This is a genomic window from Aurantiacibacter flavus, from assembly GCF_039710615.1.
In the GTDB taxonomy this organism is placed as follows: domain Bacteria; phylum Pseudomonadota; class Alphaproteobacteria; order Sphingomonadales; family Sphingomonadaceae; genus Alteraurantiacibacter; species Alteraurantiacibacter flavus.
This window is the reverse complement of sequence record NZ_JBDLBR010000001.1, coordinates 468,333-489,473: the sequence shown is the minus strand read 5'-3', so window position 1 is coordinate 489,473 and position 21,141 is coordinate 468,333. Positions and strand designations below refer to the sequence as shown.

Annotated in this window: 19 protein-coding genes; 11 read left to right on the top strand and 8 right to left on the bottom strand. The window is 64.2% G+C overall.

The features are described from left to right. Window positions 1-16: 16 nt before the first annotated feature. The 5 genes from ABDJ38_RS02285 to ABDJ38_RS02265 form a co-directional block, all read right to left on the bottom strand. A complete protein-coding gene (locus ABDJ38_RS02285; RefSeq protein WP_429771081.1) occupies window positions 17-2,455 on the bottom strand; it encodes a hybrid sensor histidine kinase/response regulator in 2,439 nt (812 codons plus the stop codon). A gap of 59 nt (window positions 2,456-2,514) precedes the next feature. Beyond that, window positions 2,515-3,039 (bottom strand): DUF2062 domain-containing protein, encoded by a 525-nt coding sequence (locus ABDJ38_RS02280; protein WP_429771080.1) that lies wholly within the window; start codon window positions 3,037-3,039, stop codon window positions 2,515-2,517. Window positions 3,040-3,240: 201 nt separating this feature from the next. Then, a complete protein-coding gene (locus ABDJ38_RS02275; RefSeq protein ID WP_346783453.1) occupies window positions 3,241-4,428 on the bottom strand; it encodes a DUF3734 domain-containing protein in 1,188 nt (395 codons plus the stop codon). Between the two features lie 53 nt (window positions 4,429-4,481). Next, window positions 4,482-6,197 (bottom strand): flotillin family protein, encoded by a 1,716-nt coding sequence (locus tag ABDJ38_RS02270; protein WP_346783452.1) that lies wholly within the window; start codon window positions 6,195-6,197, stop codon window positions 4,482-4,484. Window positions 6,198-6,248: 51 nt separating this feature from the next. Further along, on the bottom strand, window positions 6,249-6,899 hold the full coding sequence (locus ABDJ38_RS02265; RefSeq protein WP_346783451.1) for a YqiJ family protein: 651 nt from the start codon (window positions 6,897-6,899) through the stop codon (window positions 6,249-6,251). A 208-nt stretch (window positions 6,900-7,107) separates the two neighbouring features. Here ABDJ38_RS02265 and ABDJ38_RS02260 point away from each other — a divergent pair, with 208 nt between their 5' ends. Then, window positions 7,108-7,590, top strand: coding sequence for a hypothetical protein (locus ABDJ38_RS02260; RefSeq protein WP_346783450.1), 483 nt, complete (start codon window positions 7,108-7,110; stop codon window positions 7,588-7,590). 73 nt (window positions 7,591-7,663) lie between these two features. Here ABDJ38_RS02260 and ABDJ38_RS02255 read toward each other — a convergent pair whose 3' ends face one another. Then, complete coding sequence (locus ABDJ38_RS02255; protein ID WP_346783449.1) at window positions 7,664-8,326, bottom strand: outer membrane protein; 663 nt, start codon at window positions 8,324-8,326, stop codon at window positions 7,664-7,666. A gap of 360 nt (window positions 8,327-8,686) precedes the next feature. On the opposite strand from ABDJ38_RS02255, the gene rlmN reads away from it, so the two are divergent. The 6 genes from rlmN (at window position 8,687) to ABDJ38_RS02225 (ending at window position 15,450) form a co-directional block, all read left to right on the top strand. Further along, a complete protein-coding gene (gene rlmN, locus ABDJ38_RS02250; protein ID WP_346783448.1) occupies window positions 8,687-9,955 on the top strand; it encodes a dual-specificity RNA methyltransferase RlmN in 1,269 nt (422 codons plus the stop codon). Beyond that, window positions 9,952-10,563 (top strand): class I SAM-dependent DNA methyltransferase, encoded by a 612-nt coding sequence (locus ABDJ38_RS02245; protein WP_346783447.1) that lies wholly within the window; start codon window positions 9,952-9,954, stop codon window positions 10,561-10,563. The genes rlmN and ABDJ38_RS02245 overlap by 4 nt, the downstream gene beginning before the upstream one ends. After that, window positions 10,560-11,207 (top strand): MOSC domain-containing protein, encoded by a 648-nt coding sequence (locus ABDJ38_RS02240; RefSeq protein ID WP_346783446.1) that lies wholly within the window; start codon window positions 10,560-10,562, stop codon window positions 11,205-11,207. Before ABDJ38_RS02245 ends, ABDJ38_RS02240 begins: the two co-directional genes overlap by 4 nt. A 58-nt stretch (window positions 11,208-11,265) precedes the next feature. Further along, the gene (locus tag ABDJ38_RS02235) at window positions 11,266-12,468 is read left to right on the top strand and encodes an amidohydrolase family protein (RefSeq protein ID WP_346783445.1); all 1,203 of its coding nucleotides are present in this window, start codon (window positions 11,266-11,268) and stop codon (window positions 12,466-12,468) included. A gap of 147 nt (window positions 12,469-12,615) precedes the next feature. Then, window positions 12,616-13,062 carry a glycine zipper 2TM domain-containing protein gene (locus ABDJ38_RS02230; protein WP_346783444.1) on the top strand — a complete coding sequence of 149 codons (447 nt, stop codon included), beginning with the start codon at window positions 12,616-12,618 and terminating at the stop codon, window positions 13,060-13,062. 330 nt (window positions 13,063-13,392) lie between these two features. Then, window positions 13,393-15,450: an NAD(+) synthase gene (locus tag ABDJ38_RS02225; protein ID WP_346783909.1), complete on the top strand. Its 2,058-nt coding sequence runs from the start codon at window positions 13,393-13,395 to the stop codon at window positions 15,448-15,450. A 149-nt stretch (window positions 15,451-15,599) separates the two neighbouring features. Here the strand turns inward: ABDJ38_RS02225 and ABDJ38_RS02220 are convergent, their stop codons facing one another. Then, window positions 15,600-16,859: a PQQ-dependent sugar dehydrogenase gene (locus tag ABDJ38_RS02220; protein WP_346783443.1), complete on the bottom strand. Its 1,260-nt coding sequence runs from the start codon at window positions 16,857-16,859 to the stop codon at window positions 15,600-15,602. Window positions 16,860-17,047: 188 nt separating this feature from the next. Between ABDJ38_RS02220 and ABDJ38_RS02215 the strand changes: the two genes are divergently transcribed. The 3 genes from ABDJ38_RS02215 to ABDJ38_RS02205 are packed head-to-tail and all read left to right on the top strand — an operon-like array spanning window position 17,048 to window position 19,238. Next, on the top strand, window positions 17,048-17,809 hold the full coding sequence (locus tag ABDJ38_RS02215) for an SDR family oxidoreductase (RefSeq protein ID WP_346783442.1): 762 nt from the start codon (window positions 17,048-17,050) through the stop codon (window positions 17,807-17,809). Continuing rightward, window positions 17,806-18,498: a cytochrome b/b6 domain-containing protein gene (locus tag ABDJ38_RS02210; protein ID WP_346783441.1), complete on the top strand. Its 693-nt coding sequence runs from the start codon at window positions 17,806-17,808 to the stop codon at window positions 18,496-18,498. The genes ABDJ38_RS02215 and ABDJ38_RS02210 overlap by 4 nt, the downstream gene beginning before the upstream one ends. After that, the gene (locus tag ABDJ38_RS02205) at window positions 18,495-19,238 is read left to right on the top strand and encodes a molybdopterin-dependent oxidoreductase (protein WP_346783440.1); all 744 of its coding nucleotides are present in this window, start codon (window positions 18,495-18,497) and stop codon (window positions 19,236-19,238) included. Before ABDJ38_RS02210 ends, ABDJ38_RS02205 begins: the two co-directional genes overlap by 4 nt. Window positions 19,239-19,241: 3 nt before the next feature. On the opposite strand, the gene ABDJ38_RS02200 is transcribed toward ABDJ38_RS02205, so the two are convergent. Beyond that, window positions 19,242-19,679, bottom strand: a complete 438-nt coding sequence (locus ABDJ38_RS02200) for a DUF1801 domain-containing protein (RefSeq protein WP_346783439.1) — start codon at window positions 19,677-19,679, stop codon at window positions 19,242-19,244. A gap of 86 nt (window positions 19,680-19,765) precedes the next feature. Between ABDJ38_RS02200 and ABDJ38_RS02195 the strand changes: the two genes are divergently transcribed. Further along, window positions 19,766-21,091, top strand: a complete 1,326-nt coding sequence (locus ABDJ38_RS02195) for a class I SAM-dependent methyltransferase (protein ID WP_346783438.1) — start codon at window positions 19,766-19,768, stop codon at window positions 21,089-21,091. Window positions 21,092-21,141: the final 50 nt, after the last annotated feature.

Below are 21,141 nucleotides of genomic sequence, written 5' to 3'. Positions count from 1 at the left end.
CCTGCTTGATCGAGGGTCAGCTCCTGCGCGAGCTGGTGGTCAGCACCTCGGCAACCTTGTCGGCGATCTGCTGCACACTGAAAGGCTTGGGAATGAAGTGCATGGCGACAATGTCGATCTGGTCACGCAGCTGCGCCTCGGCATAGCCCGACATGAACAGGATCGGCAGCTCGGGCGCAACTTCGCGGATCGCCAGCGCCATGGCTGGGCCGTCCATCGCGGGCATCACTACGTCGGATACGACGAGATCGAACTGCTGACCGCCGCGCACGATTTCCAAGCCTTCGTCGCCATCGCTGGCGGTTGTCACCTCATAGCCCTGCCGCGTCAGCGCGCGTTCGGCCACTGCGCGCACCATGTCTTCGTCTTCGACCAGCAGGATGCGTCCGCCGCCTGCCCAGTTGCGCGCTTCCTCGACAGCTTCGGTCTTCTTCAGCTCTTCCTCGCTCGCCTCGTGCACGGGCAGGTAGATCGTGAACCGGGCGCCGACAGGCTTGCCATCGGCCCCCTTCACATTGCTGGCGAAGATAAACCCGCCCGACTGCTTGACGATGCCATAGACCGTCGACAGGCCCAGGCCGGTGCCCTTGCCCACGTCCTTGGTGGTGAAGAACGGTTCGAAAATCTTCCCGATCACCGCAGGAGCGATCCCGCCGCCGGTATCCTCGCAGATCAGCGCAGTATATTCCCCGGCAGGGATGATTTCAGAACCCATGCGCCGGATATCGCGCGCCTCCACTCGCCGGGTGGTGAAGGTTAGCATCCCACTCGCGCCCTCACCCCCGCCGCTCGACTGGATCGCGTCGCGCGCATTCACAGCGAGGTTTATGATGACCTGTTCGAGCTGACGCGGATCGGCGCGCACGGCGCCAAGGTTGCGATCGTGCCGCACCTCAAGCGTGATCTTCGCGCCAAGCAGCCGCTTCAGCATCTGCGTGACCTCGCTCATCACATCAGGCAATTGCAGCACTTCGGGCTGCAAGGTCTGCTGGCGCGAGAAGGCGAGCAACTGGCGGGTCAGGCTCGCGGCGCGGTTCGAGTTGGCCTTGATCTGCTGGATATCGTCATAATCGCTATCGCCCGGTGTGTGGCGCAGCAACATGAGGTCGCAATAGCCGATGATCGCGGTCAGCACGTTGTTGAAATCGTGCGCGACGCCGCCCGCGAGCTGGCCCACCGCCTGCATCTTGGTCGCCTGCGCAACCTGGCGGCGCAGGCGCGTCTCCTCGGTGGTGTCGGCAAGGCTCAGCAGCACCGCCGCCTCGCCCATCCCGCGCACACCCGCAAGCCCGAGGCTCGCCGGTTCGTCGGGCTCGACCGAGAGCCGCACGGCAATGTCGCCGCTCGACGCGGGGCCTTGCGCATAGCGGCGCACGGCATCGCTCATCGCGGTCTTGTCGCGGGCGATCACGAGGTCGGAGGGATAGGGCGGCAGGTTGTGCGCATCGAGCCCGGCGGCACGGCGGAACGCGGGATTGGCGAACAGGAACCGCCCGTCGCGGTCGGTCATCGCGAGCCCCAGCGGCAGTTGTTCGAGCAGCGCCTCGAGCTGTCCCGCCTGCCCCTTGGCATCGCCGCCGGTGCCGCCCAACCCCATCCCGGCATCGATCAGGAGCATCAGCGACGCAGGCTCGACCTCGGCAGGGGCCGTGCCCGCAAGCGGCGCAGGTTCGGCCTCCGGAGGCGAGAGCGGAACCTGCCACAGCGTCTGCGGCGATCCCTTGCGACCCTCGCGCGCGAAGTGGATGCGGTCGCGGTCGTCGCTGCGCAACAGCTCGGCGAACTCCTGACCCGCGAGCGTTGCCGCGCCGTCGCCACAGGCGCGCGCGGCCATCTCCCTGTTGGCGGCGAGGATCGTCCCTTCCTGCCCCACCAGTGCGAGGCACAGTCCCGCATCGCCGAACATATGCCCGAACGGCCCGCGCAGCCAGGCGGCCATTTCGGCAAGCGTATCGACTTCCTCGATCGGCGCGAACGACCAGATCATGTATTCATCGGCGCGCCCGGCCCGGCGCGCACCTACGCGCCAGCAGCGTCCGCCATCGGACACCTCGCGCGCAGCAGCCTTTCCGTCGCGCCAGGCCTCGCGCACCATGGCCGACAGCACTTCGCCGCCGCCACCATCGAGCACCATACGCGGCGGGGCGTGAAGGCTGCCGAAGGTCTGTTCGAACACCGGATTGGCGCAGACCATCCGGTTGGCCCGGTCGGTAATGGCAATCGCCGCTCTGGCCCTGCCCTGCGCCGCGACGCCCGCGCTATCCATGGCGGCAAGCGTCACCGACCAGTCCGGCGATGCCTCCTCAACATCGACCGCAGGCTTTTGCCCGCGCATGCCCATGGCCGCAGCCAGCATCATCGCCGCCAACCCGCAGGCAAAGCCCAGCGCGACCAACGGCATCCCGCTTACCCAGTAGATCAGCCCCCCGCTTGCGACTAGCGCGAGCACCAACATCGCCAGCTCGATACCGAGCCGAGCGCTGCTTGCCTCATAAGGTGTCGTCGGCGCGTGCTTCACTCGGCGGGATGTAGCAGCTTTGATCGAGCTGGTCGCCGGTGCCACTTGCGCGCAACGACGAACCGCCACACGAACCCGCCAATGAGATAACCAAGCGCCGCGCTAACCACCGACAGCACGACAAACCCGAAGGCCGTCACCCCGGCGGTTTCGAGGAACCAGCCGAACTTGTCCCAAAATCCACCGGCGGAAAGGCTTGGGCTGGCAGCATTGAATGTCGCTGCATCGATCTTGAGCACAAAACGCCCGACCTTGTTCGCCACCACCAGCCAGAACGGCACGGTAAAGGGATTGGTGACAAAGGTGATGAGCGCCGCCACCGGAAGATTCGCCCGCGCAGGCAAAGCCAGGAAAGCTGCGAGGAAAATCTGCCCTATGGGAACGATGAAGGCCGCAAACAGACCCAGCGCGACTCCGCGCGGAACAGACCGACGCGTGAACCGCCACAGCTCGGAGTGGAGGAACCGGTGGGCAATCGGGGCAAGCCAGCGGTTGCGAGCCATCTCCTCACGCTGCGGCATGGCGGGCAGCAGTGATCGCCAGCCACCTTTCGCCCTTTTGTCGCGCTTGTCGTGAGTCATTGTGGGGGCGCTCTTACACCTTTGCTGTGCCTGCGAAAGTGGTCTTTAGACGGGAAGAGAAAAACCATCGCTTAACGGCATGAGATTAATCGCCGGGAGGGCAAAAAGTTTCGCTGGTCGCGAAGGGCGCGCGCAATGATCCTAGGGCGTCGGTGCGCCCTTGCGGGCATTGGCCACTTCGGTTCCCATCGCATCGCGCACACGCGGCCCTTCGGGGTTGCGCAAATCGTAGGTAATCATCCCCTGACGCTTGGGGTCTCGCCCGGTCCAGCAAGGGTGCTCAAGCGAGAGGCGAGCATCTTCCACCCCCGTGCGCCAGTGTTCGTTTACCGTCGCGCGCGAGAATTCGTAGTCTTTCGAGAAGGTCTCGTAGAGCTCGCGACGGTTGATGAGGTGCATGATAGAGACCGCGCCCGGCTCGGGATGGCGAATCAGCTCGCACAGGTCAGGATCTTTTGCCCATTCTTCGGGCAGTTTCCTGGCCAGCCGGTTTGCGGCCAGCCGAAGCTGCTTGATCTGCTGCAACAGGTCTGTGTTGAGCCGGGTGCGGCTCGAATAGCGAATATCCTTTTCGCGCTGGCTCACGTCCGACAGGTCCTCCGGAATCGCGCCGCGGGTGTGGAACAGGTCGACCTGATAGATCGTCATGTCGGTCCCCTCCTCCTCGTCGATCACGAATTGCAGCGGCGTATTCGAAACAAGCCCCCCGTCCCAATAGGGCTGGCCATCGACCTCGACCGGCGGAAAACCGGGCGGTAGCGCGCCCGAGGCCATGATATGCTCGGGGCCAATGCGGCATTCGCGGTTGTCGAACCAGGTGAGGTTGCCAGACAGCACGTTGACCGCGCCGACACTGAAGCGAATTGGCCCCTCGTTAAGCAGGTCGAAGTCGACCAGCTCGGTGAGCGTGCGCCGCAAAGGCGAGGTGTCGTAAATGCTGGTGCCGTCAAAAAGCGCGGTCGGCGCGACAAATCCGGGCAGGCGCGGCCGGAAAAAGCCGGGCGCCCCGACGCTGGCCACCAGTGCCGCCGACGCCTCGTTAAACCAGCGCCGTGCGGGGCCGCCGTCGGCAGGCGCGATCGCGGTGAGTTCGGAGCTGACAAGGTCCCAGAACGCCCGCAGCTTGCCGAGCGCCTCGTCGCGTGTGTTGCCGGCGATGATCGCCGAGTTGATCGCGCCGATCGAAATGCCGGCGACCCAGTCCGGGTGATGCCCTTCGGCATGAAGGCTCTCAAACACACCCGCCTGATAGGCGCCGAGCGCGCCCCCGCCCTGCAAGACGAGAACCTGCGGCGGAGCAGAACTGCGCGAAGAAGCCTCTGTCATCATCGCTATATGGGTCGTGTGATGCTGCACTGCAACATCACACGACCTTTAGGCGCTCACTCTGCGTCTTTTTCTTTCTCGTCCAGTTCGTTCGCGGCAGCGGGAGCGTCGTTCGCGGCCGGAACTGGCGGTTCTGCGGCCTGAACCGCCCCTGCCGCCAGTCCGCCGAGCGAGCTGCCATCAAGGCCCAGTTCCTTCATCAGGCCATCGAGCACCGGTGCCTGCGCACGATAGGCCAGCGCTGCGCTGACGGCATCGGTCGCCAGGTTGCCGCTCGCACCAGCAGCTCCGCCCGTGCCAGACCCGGCCGCGCCCTTGCCCTGCGTAAGGCCATCGACCTGCACGATCTTGATGCTGTCGATCGCTTCCATCGGCTTGGCGCTTTCGCGGATCACCTCGGGCAGCACCTTCAGCAGCGCCATCCTGGTTTGCAGGCTGATCTGATCGGACGAGAGGATGTTTGCCGCCTCGTTGATCGCCCGCTGGCCCGCAGCCTCGACTTCGAACCGCACGCGCGCAGCCTCGGCGCGCAGCTTTTCGGCGTCGGCTTCGCCCTGCGCTTCGAATTTGATGGCCGCCGCGCGGTTGGTCGCCGCGTCTTTTTCGGCCTCGGCTTCGACCTTGATCTTGATCGCATCGCGCTCGGCGATCTTGGCGGCCTCGATCAGTTCGATCTTCTTCTGGCGCTCGGCCACTTCGCTTTCGCGGCTGGTCACGACCTGCTCTTCGGCTGCGACGGCCTTGGCGCGGGCTTCGTCAGCGTCAGCCTTGGCCTGGCTTTCTTCGCGGCTCTTGTTCTGGACCGCGATCTGCTGTTCCTGCCGGGCGATTTCGAGCGCGCGCTGCTGATCAATCCGCGCCTCTTCCACCTGCCGGTCGGCCTCGATCTGCTGCGCATCGACGAGCTTCTTGGCCTCGATCCGCGCCGCATCGGCCTCGCGCTGGCGCTCGGCCTGCTCGCGGGCGACCTCGGCCGACTGCGCGGCACGGCGCACCTCGACCTCGCGCTCCTGCTCAAGCCGGGCGAATTCCTGATCGCGGCTGATCTGGAAGCTGCGCTGGCTCGCTTCGAGGTTCTTGGTCTCGATCTGCACGCGCGTATCCTGCTCGATGTCGTTGCGCAGCTTCTTGCGCGCCTCGATCTGCTCTGTCAGCTTGGTCAGACCCTCGGCGTCGAAGGCGTTGTTGGCGTTGAAGTGCTCGATGGAGGTCTGGTCGAGCCCGGTCAGCGAGACCGATTCCAGCTCCAGCCCGTTCATGGCCAGATCGTTGGAAGAGACCTGCTGCACCTTCTGCACGAAGTCAGCGCGCTGCTCGTGCAGCTCGTTCATCGTCATGCCGGCAGCCACCGAACGCAAAGCATCGACGAACTTGCCCTCGACCAGGTCCTTCAGCATTTCCGGCTGCATCGTGCGCATGCCCAGCGTCTGCGCGGCCATGGCGATGGCATCGGCATCGGGCTTCACGCGCACGTAGAACTCGGCCTTCACGTCGATCCGCAGGCGGTCGAGCGTGATGAGCGCCTCGCCATCGCGGCGCACGACGCTGAGCACCAGCGTGTTCATGTTGACCGGCATGGTCTCGTTGAACACCGGCAGCACCAGCGCGCCGCCATTCATGACGACCTTCTCGCCGCCCATACCGGTGCGCACGAAGGCAATCTCCTTCGAGGCGCGCTTGTAGAGCTTGGTCAGGAAGATGAAGAAGGCGATGACGGCGACGACGAGGCCGCCGCCCAGCACAAGGGGGGTAGAGACAACTGTATCCAACATGGCTTTTCTCTCTTTCGTATAATCGGGGTTGGCGCGGCAAAAGCGCCGAAATCAGGTAATGGGGGCGAGCTTGCGCTCAGTGAGCGCCACGCCGAAGAAGGTTTGCCCTTCGCGGCGCACCAGCAGCACCTCGTCGCCCTCGGTGATGACACTATCGGCCGTGTGCGGCTCGACCATGACATGATGCGTCTGGCCGTGCCGGTCACGGACCCGCGCGCGGGCGGGATAGCCCGTGCGGGCCTGCCCGGTGGTTATGACGGCACGCCGCCCCACCAGGCTCTCGATCCCGACCGCCGTGGTTTCGTCATTCGGCAGGATGCGCCCCAGCGGTCGCACCAGCGTGGCCGTTGCCGGCAGGCTCGCGCCAAGGGCGATGACCGCGGCCAGCAGCACGTCGAGCGGTGCGCCGAGCAGATCTCTTGCGAGCGCCTGTATCCCGGTGCCGATGCTGGCGAACAGGAACAGGAGCATCACCAGCCAGATCAGGAATGGCACACGGCCAAGCCCGAGCAGGGTCGTAACGCCGCCCATGATCGAAGCCCCGCCGTCGAAGTCGGCAGCGGTATCGAGGTCAGCATCAAGGTCGAGATCAGCGTCGAGATCAAACAAATCGCCCACACCGATGAGTTGCATCACCGAGAGCAGCAGCATCGCCCCGAAGGCGATCGCAAAGGGCAGATTGTAATCGGCAAACAAGGTCATCGCAGCATTCGCCGCTGGGGTGACTTCCGGGCGGCGCCTTTCCATGTTGGGGCGCGACAATTGCACCCTTCAGGCCAGGTTACCCGGTGCCTTTTCCCGCGCGAACCTTTTGCCATGATTCGCCAATTCTGACCAGAAAAACCGGTATCGACAGGTACGATTCCGTAGCGGTTTTGGGTTCCGGCCAAGCATGGGATAGACAGGCGCCATGCTGCGATTGTGCGCCCTAGCCCTGCTTGCCCTGTCGGCCCCGCTTTGGGCGCGCGAAAGCCTTGGTATATATAGCCAATGGGGCACCTTTCGTGACGACGAAGGGCCGCGCTGCTACGCCATCGCCGTACCTGCACGCGTTAGCGGCGAGAGCGAATTCGCCGCCTTTGCCACCGTCTCCAACTGGCCGGCGCGGCGCGTGCGCGGGCAGGTCCACTTCCGCACGAGCCGCGAAATTGGCTCCGATGCGCGCGTGACCTTGCGGGTCGGGCGCGACAACTTCACGCTCACCGGAAGCGCCAACAATGTCTGGGCCGAGAACGCCAGCGACGATGCCGCTATCGTCGCCGCCATGCGAAGAGCCGTCACTATGGTGCTGAGAACACGCGATAAGGATGGACGCTTGTTTACCAACACCTACGATCTCACCGGCATCTCCAGCGCGGTCGATGCTGCCAGCGTAGGCTGCACCGGGCGATAGCGGAGAGCCCGCATAAAAAGAGGCCGGAGGATCGCTCCCCCGGCCCCCGTTTAGGCTATGTTATCGTGAGCGATTAGAAGCGATAGCCGACACCCAGCATCACCTGGTGACGGTCGAGATCGACGTCGAAACGGTCGCTCTCGAGGCCGCTCGGCGCTTCGAACTCGCCTTCTTCGTAGTTCGAGTAGCGGTACTCGAGCTTGCCGTAGAAGTTCTCGCCGAAGACCTGCTCGACACCGGCGCCAACGCGCCAGCCGTCGAGGTCCACATCGGTGCCGACGTCGGTGGTGTTGTCGCTCGCGAGCACGTTCATGCGGGCATTGGTGTAACCACCCTTGGCGTAAACGAGCGTGCGGGGCGTGGCGAGCACACCGGCGCGCACGCCGACATAGAGGTCACGCCCGGCTTCGATGTTGGCCACGCCAAAGTCATCGAAATTGGTCGTGTCGTAGTCAGTGCTGGCCTCGGATTCGAGCCATTCACCCTCGACACCAAGCACCGCGCCACCCATGGCGAAGTCGTATCCGATGCCGACACCATAGGCGACGTCGTCGATCGACTGGTCGACGTCGTCGACATTGTCGATATCGGTGCTCGAGCCCGGACGGGTGCTGTCGTAACCGACGATCCCTTCAATGCGCGGGCCGGTGAAAGCCTCATTGTCCTGCGCCATGGCGGGCGTCGCGAGCGCAATGCTCGAAATGCCGGCGATAACAAGTGCGCGTTGGGTATTCATAATCTTACTCCACTTCGTAATCATCACACACCAAGCATGTGCGTGGATTGCTGAAATGGGTATCGATGCAGGTCTGTTCCATTAACCTCACACAACAAAAATTTCGTTGCAAAAAAGCCACACAGATGAGCGCCAGTCTGAGATTTACCTGCGACAAACAGCCGGAACCTCTTGGCAAGAGCGATTTTGCGCGCGCGCAGGCCTCTTCCGGGCGCGGGTTTCAGGCGGTTTGGCGCGCATTCTGACAGGATCCGCCGCTTGTCGCCGAACCCACACGGCTGGCCGCTGGAACGATGGTTTGCGATGCACAGCCCGTGCTCCTTTCCAAGGCGGCTCTGCGCGACTATATGGCGAAGTCTCATGTCCAATACCGATCTCATGCCGATTGCCGGTGCAATCGATCCCGTTCCCGTGGCGCGCGACATCACGCCGCGCCCCGATGGCCGTGTCGACCTTATCGGCCTGCCGAAAAAGCGCATTGCCGAGCTGTTCGCCGAGGCGGGGCTCGATGCGAAGCAGGCCAAGTTGCGCGCCAAGCAGGTGTTCCACTGGCTTTATCATCGCGGCGTGACCGAGTTCGAAGCGATGACAGATATCGCCAAGACCATGCGCCCCTGGCTGGCCGAACGGTTCGTGATCGGCCGCCCCAACGTGGTGGAGGCGCAGGTCAGTTCGGACGGCACCCGCAAGTGGCTGCTGCAAACCGACGATGGCCACGAATTCGAGATGGTCTTCATCCCCGATGCTGATCGCGGCACTCTTTGCGTCTCGTCGCAGGTGGGCTGCACGCTCAACTGCCGCTTCTGCCACACCGGCACCATGCGGCTGGTGCGCAACCTGACGCCGGGCGAGATCGTCGGCCAGGTCATGCTCGCGCGCGATGCGCTGAGTGAATGGCCGAAGGGTGCCAACGATACGCGTCTCGCCACCATGGCCGGGCTCGACGACGAAGAGACCGAGGCCGAATATACCGCCGATGGACGGCTGCTCACCAACATCGTGATGATGGGCATGGGCGAGCCGCTCTATAACTTCGACCATGTTAAGCAGGCGCTCACGCTGGTGATGGACGGCGATGGCCTCGCCCTGTCCAAGCGGCGGATCACGCTGTCGACCAGCGGCGTGGTGCCGATGATGGCGCGCTGCGGCGAGGAGATCGGGGTGAACCTCGCGGTCTCGCTCCACGCGGTCACCAAGGATGTGCGCGACGAGATCGTACCGATCAACAAGAAGTATGGTCTCGAGGAGCTGCTTCAGGCCTGCGCCGACTATCCCGGCGCCTCGAACGCGCGCCGCATCACTTTCGAATATGTGATGCTGAAGGACAAGAACGACAGCGACGAGGACGCACGCGAGCTGGTGCGGCTGCTGAAGGCCTACAAGCTGCCCGCGAAGGTCAACCTGATCCCGTTCAACCCGTGGCCCGGCGCGGCCTACGATTGTTCGAGCCCTGAGCGGATTCGCGCGTTTTCGAACATCGTGTTCGAAGGCGGGATTTCGGCCCCGGTGCGCACCCCGCGCGGGCGCGATATCGATGCCGCCTGCGGCCAGCTCAAGACTGCCGCGCATAAGAAGAGCCGCGCCGAACGCGACCGCGAGGCCGCGAGCGAGGCAGCCAACGAGGGATGAGCGCGCGGGCGGCAATCGATCCCGCCACGCAGGCCTTCTACCAAACCCGTGCGCGCGAGTGGTCCGAGGCTTTTCCTTACGACTACTCACGCTTTCTCGACAGCTTCCTCCCTCGCCTTGCGCCCGGTGCGCTGGTGCTCGAATTGGGCTGCGGCGACGGGCGCGATGGCGCACGGATGGAAGCGCTCGGCTTTCGCGTCGATGCCACCGACGGCACTCCGGCGATGGCTGCGCTGGCGGAGGAAAAGCTCGGCCGCCCTGCCCGTGTGATGCAATTCGGCGAGTTGGAGGCGGTGGGCGAATATGATGCGGTCTATGCCCATGCCTCGCTGCACCACCAGCCGATTGTCGGGCTCGGCGACGCGCTGGCGCGGATCGAGCAGGCACTCAAACCCGGCGGCCTGTTTTTCGCGAACTACAAGCTGGGCGACGGCGAACACCGCGATGCGCTCGGGCGGCTATACAACTTCCCGCCACGCGACGAGCTCATGGCGCTCTATGAGGGGCACGACTGGCAACTTATTGACGTGTCTGACTATGAAGACAGCGGGATGGACAAGGTCATGCGCCCATGGATCGCGCTGACCGTGCAAAGGAACGGGCAATGACATGGCAGGTCGAGGCGCTGTGCGCCGGTCGCAGGCAGAGCTTTCGCGGTGATACCCTGAGCGCGATTGCCAAGCTGGCGCTCGATGGGCCGGTGGCAATTACCCGGCTCGGCGTCGCCGGTGACGAGCAGGCCGATCCGGTCCACCACGGCGGGCCGGATATGGCCGTCCACCTCTATCCGCGCGATCACCACGCGTTCTGGCGCGATCAGATCGGCGATCACGAGCTGCTCGACAATCCCGGAGCGTTCGGCTCCAACCTCTCCGTGCGCGGCATTACCGAAGGCGATGTGCTGCTCGGCAGCCGCTACCGGCTCGGCAGCGCGCTGATCGAGGTGTGCCAACCGCGCCAGCCCTGCTGGAAGATCGAGCATCGGTTCGGCACCAAGAAGATGGTCAAGACCATCCTCGCCAGCGGGCGCTGCGGCTGGTTCTATCGCGTGATCGAAGAAGGCACCGCGCAGGCCGGAGACATGCTGAGGCTGGAGCATGAAGGCCTGCCCGGCTGGACCATGGCGCGCCTGTTCGAAGCGCTTTGGGGAACCAGCGAACCTACCGATCCGGAACTTCTGCGCGAGATCACACAGCTCCCCCCGCTCGCCGATAAATTGCGCGGCAAGATCATGGTGCGGCTGGACGCCTAGCACTGATCCTGTAAGATTGTTGGCAAGCTAACTATCATAACAAGAGAGGCTGCCCCTCATGCTCGAAACCGCCCTCGTCAGCTGTGACGACCATCTCGACCTCAATATGCTGCCCGCCAATGTGCTGGCCGACCGGATGTCGGCAAAGTGGGGCGAGCGCGCACCGCGCGTCGACATTCCGGAAGACGGCCCTGCGGGCTGGATCGCCGACGGCAACCGCTGGGGTTTCTGGGCGGGCAAGAAGGTCGAGCGCAAAGGCCCCAAGCCGCTGCTGACCGCCTACGATCGCGGCGGCGTGGAAGACCTCACCGAACTGCGCGCGGGCCACCCCAAGTTGCGCCTTGCCGATATGGACCGAGACAAGGTGTGGGCGCATGTCGTCTATGGCCCGGTCACCTCGATCAAGTCGGAAGACCCGGAGTTCACCGCCGAGGCCTATGCCGCCTACAACGACTGGCTTTACGAAGACTATTGCGCCGAAGCGCCCGACCGGCTGATCGGCGTCGCCATGCTGCCGCCGCAGCCTGAGATGGCCCATGCCGAGCTGGAACGGCTGGCGAAAAGGGGCGGCTGCCGGCAGGCCAACCTGCAGATCGCCGTGTGCGAGCCCCGCCTCGAAGACAAGCGGTGGGAGCCGGTGTTCCGCCTGCTCGAGGAAAGCGGGATCGTGCTGTCATTCCATGTCACCGTGTTCCCCAAAGCGGGGGATGCTTTCGACAAGTACAAAGGCTCGCCCGGCGCGACCTTCCTCCACGCCAAAATGTTCATCGAGCAGTTCCTCGACCCGTTCGTCGATCTCTTCGCCTGGGGGCTGCTGGAGCGGCATCCGGGCGTAAAGCTGGTGATCGCTGAATGCGGTGCTGGCTGGGTGCCGTGGGTGGTGGAAGAGCTGGACTATCGCCACCACCGCCTCTGGGAATGCGCCGACTACTGGGATGACAAGGGCGGCATTCCGCACCAGATGAAGCCGTCGGAAATCTTCAAGCGCCAGATCTACGGCACGTTCCAGCAAAGCCCCACGACCATGGCGCTGACCGACTTCTGGGGGCCGGACAACCTGCTCTGGGCGAGCGACTACCCTCACCCCGACAGCATCTGGCCCAATTCGGTGCCCACCATCAATCGCACCATGGGCCATATGGACCCGGCGCAGGTGGCCCGAATCGTCGGTGGCAATGCGGCGAAGCTCTATGGGCTCGACCTCGGCAAGGCCACGGTGCGCGCGCGGCTCGATGTGGGCAACGATCGCGAGGCGGCCTGACGCGGCTTTTGGCGCGGTTTGTCGCAGCGGGACAACAGCTCGGCCCTGAATTGTCATCCCAACGATCTGTTCATCTCCGGTTGGGGAACGCTGAACGAGATTGATCGTCGACCCAGCACGATGCTGGACCGACGAAAGGATCGAGCCATGAAAAAGACCTTGCTTACCCCACTCGCCGCCATGGCTACGGCTGCTGCGGCCCTCACGATCCCCGCCGCACCCGCTGCGGCCGATCCGCCCCGCTGGGCTCCGGCCCACGGCTATGACCGCAACCACGATCGATACGACGTGCGCTACGATCGCCGCGATGACCGCCGCTATCGCGATGATCGCCGTTATTACGATGACCGTGGCCGCTATCGTGAACCGCGCCGCGTGAGCCGTGACGACCGCGTGTGGCGGGGCCGCGACGGTCGCTATTATTGCGAGCGCGACAACGGCACGACCGGCCTCATCATCGGCGCTGCTGGTGGCGCGCTGCTGGGCCGGACAATCGACACACGCGGTGACCGGACAGTCGGCACGTTGGTCGGCGGTGTTCTGGGCGGTCTGCTCGGCCGCGAGATCGACCGTGGCGAGGCCCGCTGCCGCTAAGCCGCCGCTTCCAAAGTTACCAAGAGGGCGTCGCATCGCAAGGTGCGGCGCCCTTCTTGTTGCACTTAGTATCCTTTTAGGATACCGACCGCACCTATGCATCGTGCCGGCCAGAAAATCCGCGCCTTTCGCGAGGCGCACGATCCGCCGCTGAGCGCGGGCGAGTTCGGTGCACGCTATGGCGAGCCATGGGCCAGCCGCACTGTCTATGGCTGGGAGGCGCAAGGCAAGATCCCGCGCGCCGCCACCCAGAAGCGCCTCGCCGAGCTGGGCATTTGCGAGCCGTCCGATTTCCTCGAACCCGCCCTCCCCCCAACCGAGCAGACCCCGATGAGCGATACGCACCCTTTTTACGACATGCACACGCACGGCTTCGTGCGCCTGGCGACCAGCACGCCGCGCGTGCGCACCGCCGACGTCGCGTTCAACTGCGAGGGCATTCTCGACGAGGCCCGGCGCGCGCACGAGGCCCGTGTCGACCTGCTGCTCTATCCCGAATTGAGCCTCTCGTCCTATGCGCTCGACGATCTGGTGATGCAGGAGGCGCTCCTCGAAAGCGTCGAGCACGAGATCGAAACGATCCGCAAGGCAAGCGCGAAGCTTACCCCCGTGCTGGTGATCGGCGCGCCGTTGCGCCGCAATGGCCGGATTTACAACTGCGCCGTGGTGATCGCCCATGGCGAGGTGCTCGGCGCGGTGCCCAAGAGCTATCTGCCCAACTACCGGGAATTCTACGAGAAGCGCTGGTTCGCCCACGGGCGCGACTGCCGCGACCTCTGGATCGCGATCAACGGCGCGGAAGTTCCGTTCGGGGTCGATCTGCTGTTCGCCGCGCAAGACCTGCCCGGCTTCACCTTCGGGATCGAGATTTGCGAGGATTTCTGGGCGCCAACGCAGCCCGGCACCCTCGCCGCGCTCGCCGGGGCGACCATCGTGCTCAACCTCTCGGCATCGAACATCGTGATCGGCAAGTCCGACGAGCGGCATCTGCTATGCCGCGCCAGCTCCTCGCGCGCGGTCTGCGCCTATGCCTATTCGGCCAGCGGCCACGGCGAGAGCACCACCGACCTCGCCTGGGACGGCCAGGGCATGATCTACGAGCTGGGCGACCTGCTGGTCGAAAGCAGCCGGTTCGATCTTCACCCCGAACTGTGCATCACCGATATCGACACCCGCCGCATTCTTGATGACCGGATGCGCATGGGCACCTTCAACGACTGCGCCGAAGCGGAGGGCCGCCCTGAAGACAGCTTCCGCACCGTCGCCTTCGACCATGCCCCCGCGCCGGGAGATATCGGCCTGATTCGCCCGATCCGCCGCTTCCCATTCGTGCCCAACCGCCAGCACCGGCTCGACGAGGACTGCTACGAGGCCTTCAACATTCAGGTCGATGCGCTGATGCGCCGGTTCCAGTCGACCCATGCCAAATGCATGGTGATCGGCATTTCCGGCGGGCTCGATTCCACCCATGCCCTGATCGTGGCGGCCAAGGCCTGCGACCGGCTCGGCCTGCCGCGCACCACCATCCGCGGCTACACCATGCCCGGCTTCGGCACCTCGGACGGCACCAAGGAAAACGCCTGGAAGCTGATGCGCGCACTCGGCATCGAAGCCGAAGAGATCGACATCCGCCCCGCCGCCGAGCTGATGCTGAAGGACATCGGCCACCCCTATGCCGAGGGTGAGCCGGTTTACGACGTGACCTTCGAAAACGTGCAGGCAGGACTGCGCACCGACTACCTGTTCCGCCTTGCCGGGCATCATGGTGGCTTCGTGATCGGCACCGGCGACCTCAGCGAGCTGGCGCTTGGCTGGTGCACCTACGGCGTCGGCGACCAGATGAGCCACTATGCGGTGAACGCCGGCGTACCCAAGACGCTGATCCAGTACCTCATTCGCTGGGCCACGCGGAGCAACCAGTTCGACCCGCAGACCGACGAAGTGCTTGAGGCGATCCTTGCCACAGAGATCAGCCCCGAGCTGGTTCCGGCAGGCGAGGACCAGCAGCTCCAGAGCACCGAGGCCATGATCGGCCCCTATGAACTGAACGACTTCTTCCTCCACCACGTGGTGCGCTTCGGGCAGAAGCCGAGCCATGTCGCCTTCCTCGCCTGGCACGCCTGGCGCGATCGCTCGGAGGGGCTGTGGCCGCACGCCTTCCCCAAGCACAAGAAGAACGAATACGACCTCGCCACCATCGCCCACTGGCTCGACAAGTTCCTCGCGCGATTCTTCGGCTTCAGCCAGTTCAAGCGCAGCGCCATTCCCAACGGCCCCAAGGTGAGCGCAGGCGGCGCGCTCAGCCCGCGCGGAGACTGGCGCGCGCCCAGCGATGCGGTGGCTGACCTGTGGCGGGAAGAGCTGAAAGCGAACGTGCCCGCGGGTTGATAGAACACAACACTTTCCGTTCGTCCTGAGGAGGGCACGAAGCCGAAGGCTGAGCGCCCGTCTCGAAGGACGTGCTCAGGTGGTTCGAGACGGTTCCTCGGCCTTCGGCCTCGGCTCCTCCTCACCACGAACGGACACTTGTTAGGGCGTTAACCCGCCGCAGGCGTAAGCTTGATGATTGCACCATCGGCCATATCGGTGAGCAGGTAGACGGCCCCGTCCGGCCCCACGCGCACGTCGCGCCAGCGTTGGCCGAGGTCCTTCAGCAGGGTCTCGGGCTGGTTCAGTGGCATTCCCTGCGCATCCGTATCATACCGCTGCAAGCCTTCGGTGAAGGTGGCGAGCAGCAAGTCGCCCTGCCAGCCAGGGAAGGCATCGCCCTCATAGAAAGCGATATTGCCCGGGTTGAGGCTCGGCGGGCCCCAGGTGAGGACCGGGTCGATCTTGCCGGGCACCTTGCTGACCGCTTCGGCCGGTTCGCCGTTGTAATGAAAGCCTTGCGTCACACTCATCCAGCCGTAGTCGCCGCCGCGCATAATCCGGTTCAGCTCGTCGCCGCCGCGCGGGCCGAACTCGGTTTCCCACAGGTCGCCGGTGGTGGGGTTGATCGTGAGCCCGAGCGGGTTGCGATGGCCGGTCGACCAGACCTCGGGCCGCGCACCCTCGCGCCCGAGCCAGGGGTTGTCGGTGGGCGCCGAACCATCGGTATTGATGCGCAGGATCTTGCCGAAATGGTTGTCTTGCAACGCGACCATCTCGCCATAGTTGCGATCGCCACTGGTCACGAACAGGTGGCCTTCGCCATCGAACAGCAGGCGTCCGCCGAAACTACCAAAGGCCGGGCCTTGTCCGCAGCACCGCTCGGGCTGGGTCTGCGCGCCATACCAGGGCGCGGCGAGGAAGATGTCCTCGACATCGTGCAGCTCGTGCCCACCGTCCCACAAGGCCCGCGCCACGGCCAGCGCCTGTTCGTCCGCGCCCGAGGGATTCGGCTTCGAATAGGCCAGGTAGATCAGATGGTTGTTCTCGAAATCGGGATCGAGCACGACATCATTGAGCCCGGCAATGCCCAGAGCGTAGATCTCGGGCAGCCCCTCGATCGGCTCGGGATCAAGCGTTCCATCGCCAGCAACGATGCGTAGCCGCCCGGGTCGCTCGGTCACCAGCATGGAGCCATCGGGCAGGAACGCCATGCCCCACGGATTGACTAACCCGCGCGTCAGCACCTCGACATGGATCGGGCCTTCGGCGCTGTTGAAGTCCCAAGGCCCCTCGCCCAGCGCCGTGCCCATGAAGGGCGCTGGAGCCGGCGTCGGTTCCGATGCGGCAGGCGGCGCATCCTGCGCCAGTGTCTGACATGCGCAAAAAGCCAGCGCCAGCGCGCTCGCTACGGTTGCGATCCGGATCATTACGTTCCTCCCCCGCGCGAGGGCCTTGAGATGGCCGCCGCAAATTGACTTTATCCTGAATAGAAAGCCACTGTTGCGCGAAGGTGCAAGACTCTTTTGCAACGGCGGCCTTTCCAAGCAGGGCGCAGGCGTGCAAACCTGCGCCAGATGCTGCACCGCAACCTTCATCGCTTCGGCTGGCTCGCCTTATGATGCGCAGTGTTCTGGTAACGGGCGGTGCACGCCGCATCGGGGCAGCCATTGCGCGGCGCTTCGGCGCGGCGGGCTGGTATGTTGTCATCCACTATCGCCGCTCGCGCGCAGAGGCGCAGGCCCTTGCCGCCAGCCTGCCGAGCGCGCGCACCGTACAGTGCGACCTTCTGGACGAGGGCGCCCGCACAGATCTGATGCACTCGCTGGCGCGCGAGCTTGGCGACTGGCGCGCGCTGGTCAACTGCGCGAGTCTGTTTGAATATGACAGCCATGGCGCGCTCGACCCGGACGTCTTCGACCGCGCCATGGCTGTCAACGCACGCGCGCAGGTCCAGCTGGCAAGCGCGTTCTTCGCTCATGCCCGGTCAAACGGCGGGCGGCGCGTGATCCAGGTGACCGATCAGAAGCTCGCCAACATCAACCCCGACTTCTTCAGCTACACGATGAGCAAGGCGGCGGTCGATGCTGCGGCGCGGATGCTCGCCCAGGCCGCTGCGCCGGATGACCGGGTCTATCGGCTTGCCCCCGGCGCGATCCTCGCCAGCCACGATCAAACCGACGGCGAGGCCGAACGCTCGCACCGGCTCAACCTGCTCGGCCGGCGCACCGAGGCAAGCGAAGTGGCCGAGGCCGCGCTGTTCATGGCCGAGGGGCAGCTCGCCAGCGGACAGGAGCTTTTCGTCGATTCGGGCCAGCACCTGCTTTGTCAAAACCGCGATGTGATTTACCTTGCGCGCGAGGAGAGCCAATCGGCATGACCAAACTGGGCAAGATCAAACTGGCCAAACGCCACGCTCTGTCGACGCGCCTCTGGCACTGGGTCAACGCGATAAGCGTGATCATCCTGTTCATGAGCGGGCTGACCATCTCCAATGCACATCGCCGCCTCTATTGGGGCGACTGGGGGTTCGACAGTTCACAGGCGTGGTTCGTTGCGCCGATGTTCCCTGGCTGGGCCACCATCCCCACCCGCTACAGCCTCGCCATCGCGCGCGACTATCATGTGTTGTTTGCACTGGTGTTCGGCTTTTCGCTGCTCGCCTTCATGCTGATCGCGCTGTTCAACGGACACATCTACCGCGACCTGTTTGCGCGCGCGCGCGAATGGTCGCCCGCCCACATCTGGCTCGACATCAGGGAGCACCTGAAGTTCAACTTCGATCCGGTCGAGGGGAAGTACAATATCCTCCAGAAGATCTCCTATTCCGGCGTGGTGTTCGTGCTGCTGCCGCTGATGGTGTTTACCGGCATGGCGATGAGCCCGGGGCAGGAAGCGGCCTGGCCTTGGCTGAGCGAGATGTTCGGTGGTCGGCAAAGCGCGCGTTCGATCCACTTCATCTGCGCCTTTGCGCTGGTGGGCTTTCTAATAGTCCATGTGTTGCTGGTGCTGGTCTCGGGCCCGATCAAGCAACTGCGCGACATGATTACCGGAGGACGGGCAGAATGAAGCGACGCAGCGTTCTTGTTGGCGCAATGGCAGCCTTCGTCTCGGCCTGTAACGAGGTGAGCGAAACCTCGGTGTTCCGCAGCCTCGTTGATGGCGCGCAGAGCTGGCACCGGGGGCTGCATCGGGCGCTTGGCTTCGGACGCATCACCATGGCGCCCGAATACAAGGCGAGCGAGATCTCACCGTTCTTCCGTGGCAACGGCAGCCGCGATGTCGACACCGATGCCTACCGCAAGGCCGAGGCCGAGAGCTTCGCCAACTGGCGGCTCAGCGTCACCGGGCTGGTCGACAACGAACTCAGCCTGTCGCTCGCGGACATCCGCACCATGCCCCAGCGCACCCAGATCACCCGGCACGACTGCGTCGAGGGCTGGAGCGCCATCGGCGAGTGGACCGGGCCGCAGCTTTCGCATGTGCTCGAGGCGGCGGGCGTGCAGGAAGGCGCGCGCTTCGTGGTGTTCCGCTGTGCCGATACGCTCGGCGGCTCGGAGTATTACGAGAGCGTCGACCTCGACGATGCCTACCACCCACAGACCATCATTGCGCACGAACTGAACGGTGAACCGCTGCCGGTGCTCAACGGCGCCCCTTTGCGGATGCGGATCGAGCGGCAATTGGGCTACAAGCACGCCAAGTACCTTACCGGGATCGAGGTGGTCGACAGCCTCGAAGAGATTGCAGGCGGCAAGGGCGGCTACTGGGAGGATCGCGCAGGCTACCAGTGGTATGCCGGGATATAATCCCTATCGCGGATAACGCGCGTTCATCGCCTCCCAGCTTATGCGGATCAATTCCTCCAGCACGGCCATGTCCACGTCCGCCAGCTTGTTTATGTAAAGGCAAGATGCCCCGCGCGAGTGCTTCCCGAGATCTTCGAGTAGCGCGTTGGTTCGCTCGCCAGTCGCTGGATCGCAATAGCTGCCCATCAGATATAACGAGTGCTTTGCCTTGCGCGGCGAAAAGCCTGTCCGACACATATCGCCCTCTCGCCCGCTATCGTATTTGTAGTGATAGGAGCCGTAGCCGATGATCGACGGCCCCCACATCTGCGGCGCCTCCCCCGTGACCTTGCGGAACAGCGCATCGAGCACCCTGGCTTCCTCGCACTTGCGCGGATGATCGAGTGCTTTGATGAACTCGGCAACGCTTGCTTGTGTCGGCTTGGTGAGGTTCTCAGCCATTGAGCAATGATAGCGCAAGATTGACTCGCCGCCAATCGGCCCGCACACAGCCCCACAACGGGACTGAATGAAAGGGACGCATGCCCATGTGGCTGCTCGACAAAATGCTTACGAAACTGATCCGGGCTGGCAAGCTCGTGATCACCGACTATGACGGCAAGGTTTACGAATATGGTCCCGGTGGCCCCGTGCCCGATGGCCAGGGCGGCACCTACGACCAGCCGATCCGCATCCGCCTCACCGACAAGAAGGCCTCGGGCCATATCGCGCGCTATCCGCAGGTCGGCGCGGGCGAGGCGTTCATGTGGGGTTGGCTCCATGTGGAGGAGCCTTACGATATCCGCGACATGATCCTCTATGTGACGGGTCAGGCCAAGGTTCACGGCGACCGCGCCTTGCAGCCGCAAGGGCCGATGAAGCGCCTGATCCAGAAGACTGCGGCCAAGGTCGATTCGATCAACCTCAAGAGCAAGGCGCGCAAGAACGCCGAACACACCTACAACCTCACCCGCCGCCTCTATGAGCTGTTCCTCGACGAGGACCGGCAATATACCATGGGCTATCACCGCACGACCGACGTCAGCCTTGAAAAGGCCCAGCTTGACAAGAAGGCGCTGATCGCGGGCAAGATGTATATGCAGAAGGCGCGCGAGATGGATCGCCCGATGCGCGTGCTCGATATCGGCTGCGGCTGGGGCGGCCTCGCGCATTACCTCAACAAGCATTATGGCTGCGAGGTACTCGGCGTGGCGCTCGCGCCCGACCAGATCGCCTTCTGCAAGGAACGCGCGAAGCAGGCGGGCGTGGACGACAAGGTCAAGTTCAAGCTGATGGACTACCGCGATGTGGAAGGCACGTTCGACCGCATTTCCTCGGTCGGCCTGCTCGAACATGTCGGCACCCCGCACTATCCGCAGTTCATGGAGCATACGCACCGACTGCTGGCCGACGATGGCGTGATGTTCTCGCACTGCTGCGGCCGCGCCGGCCCTCCGGGTTTCACGGATGCATGGACCCGCAAATACATCTTCCCCGGCGGCTATATCCCCGCGCTGAGCGAACTCGTGACCGAAAGCGAGAAGGCTGGCTGGCAGGTGATGGACGTCGAGGCGATGCGCTTCCACTACTCGCACACACTGGAGGAATGGTACAATCGCACCGTCCTCCACCGCGAGGAGATCACCGAGATGTATGACGAGCAGTTCTACAAGATGTGGCTGTTCTATCTCGCCGGTGCCGAGCAGAGCTTCCGCCATGGCACGCTGGTCAACTGGCAGCTGCAATATGTGAAGGATCGCAATGCCGTGCCGATGATCCGCGACTACATGGAGGAGGAGGCCACCCGCCTGCGCAATTCGGAAGAGCCGCCGGCATGGCACCTCGATCCGGCGCTGAAGCAGGCGGCGGAGTAAGGATTTCGCTCCTGGAAAGCCCTCCCCCGTGGGGGAGGGTTGGGAGGGGG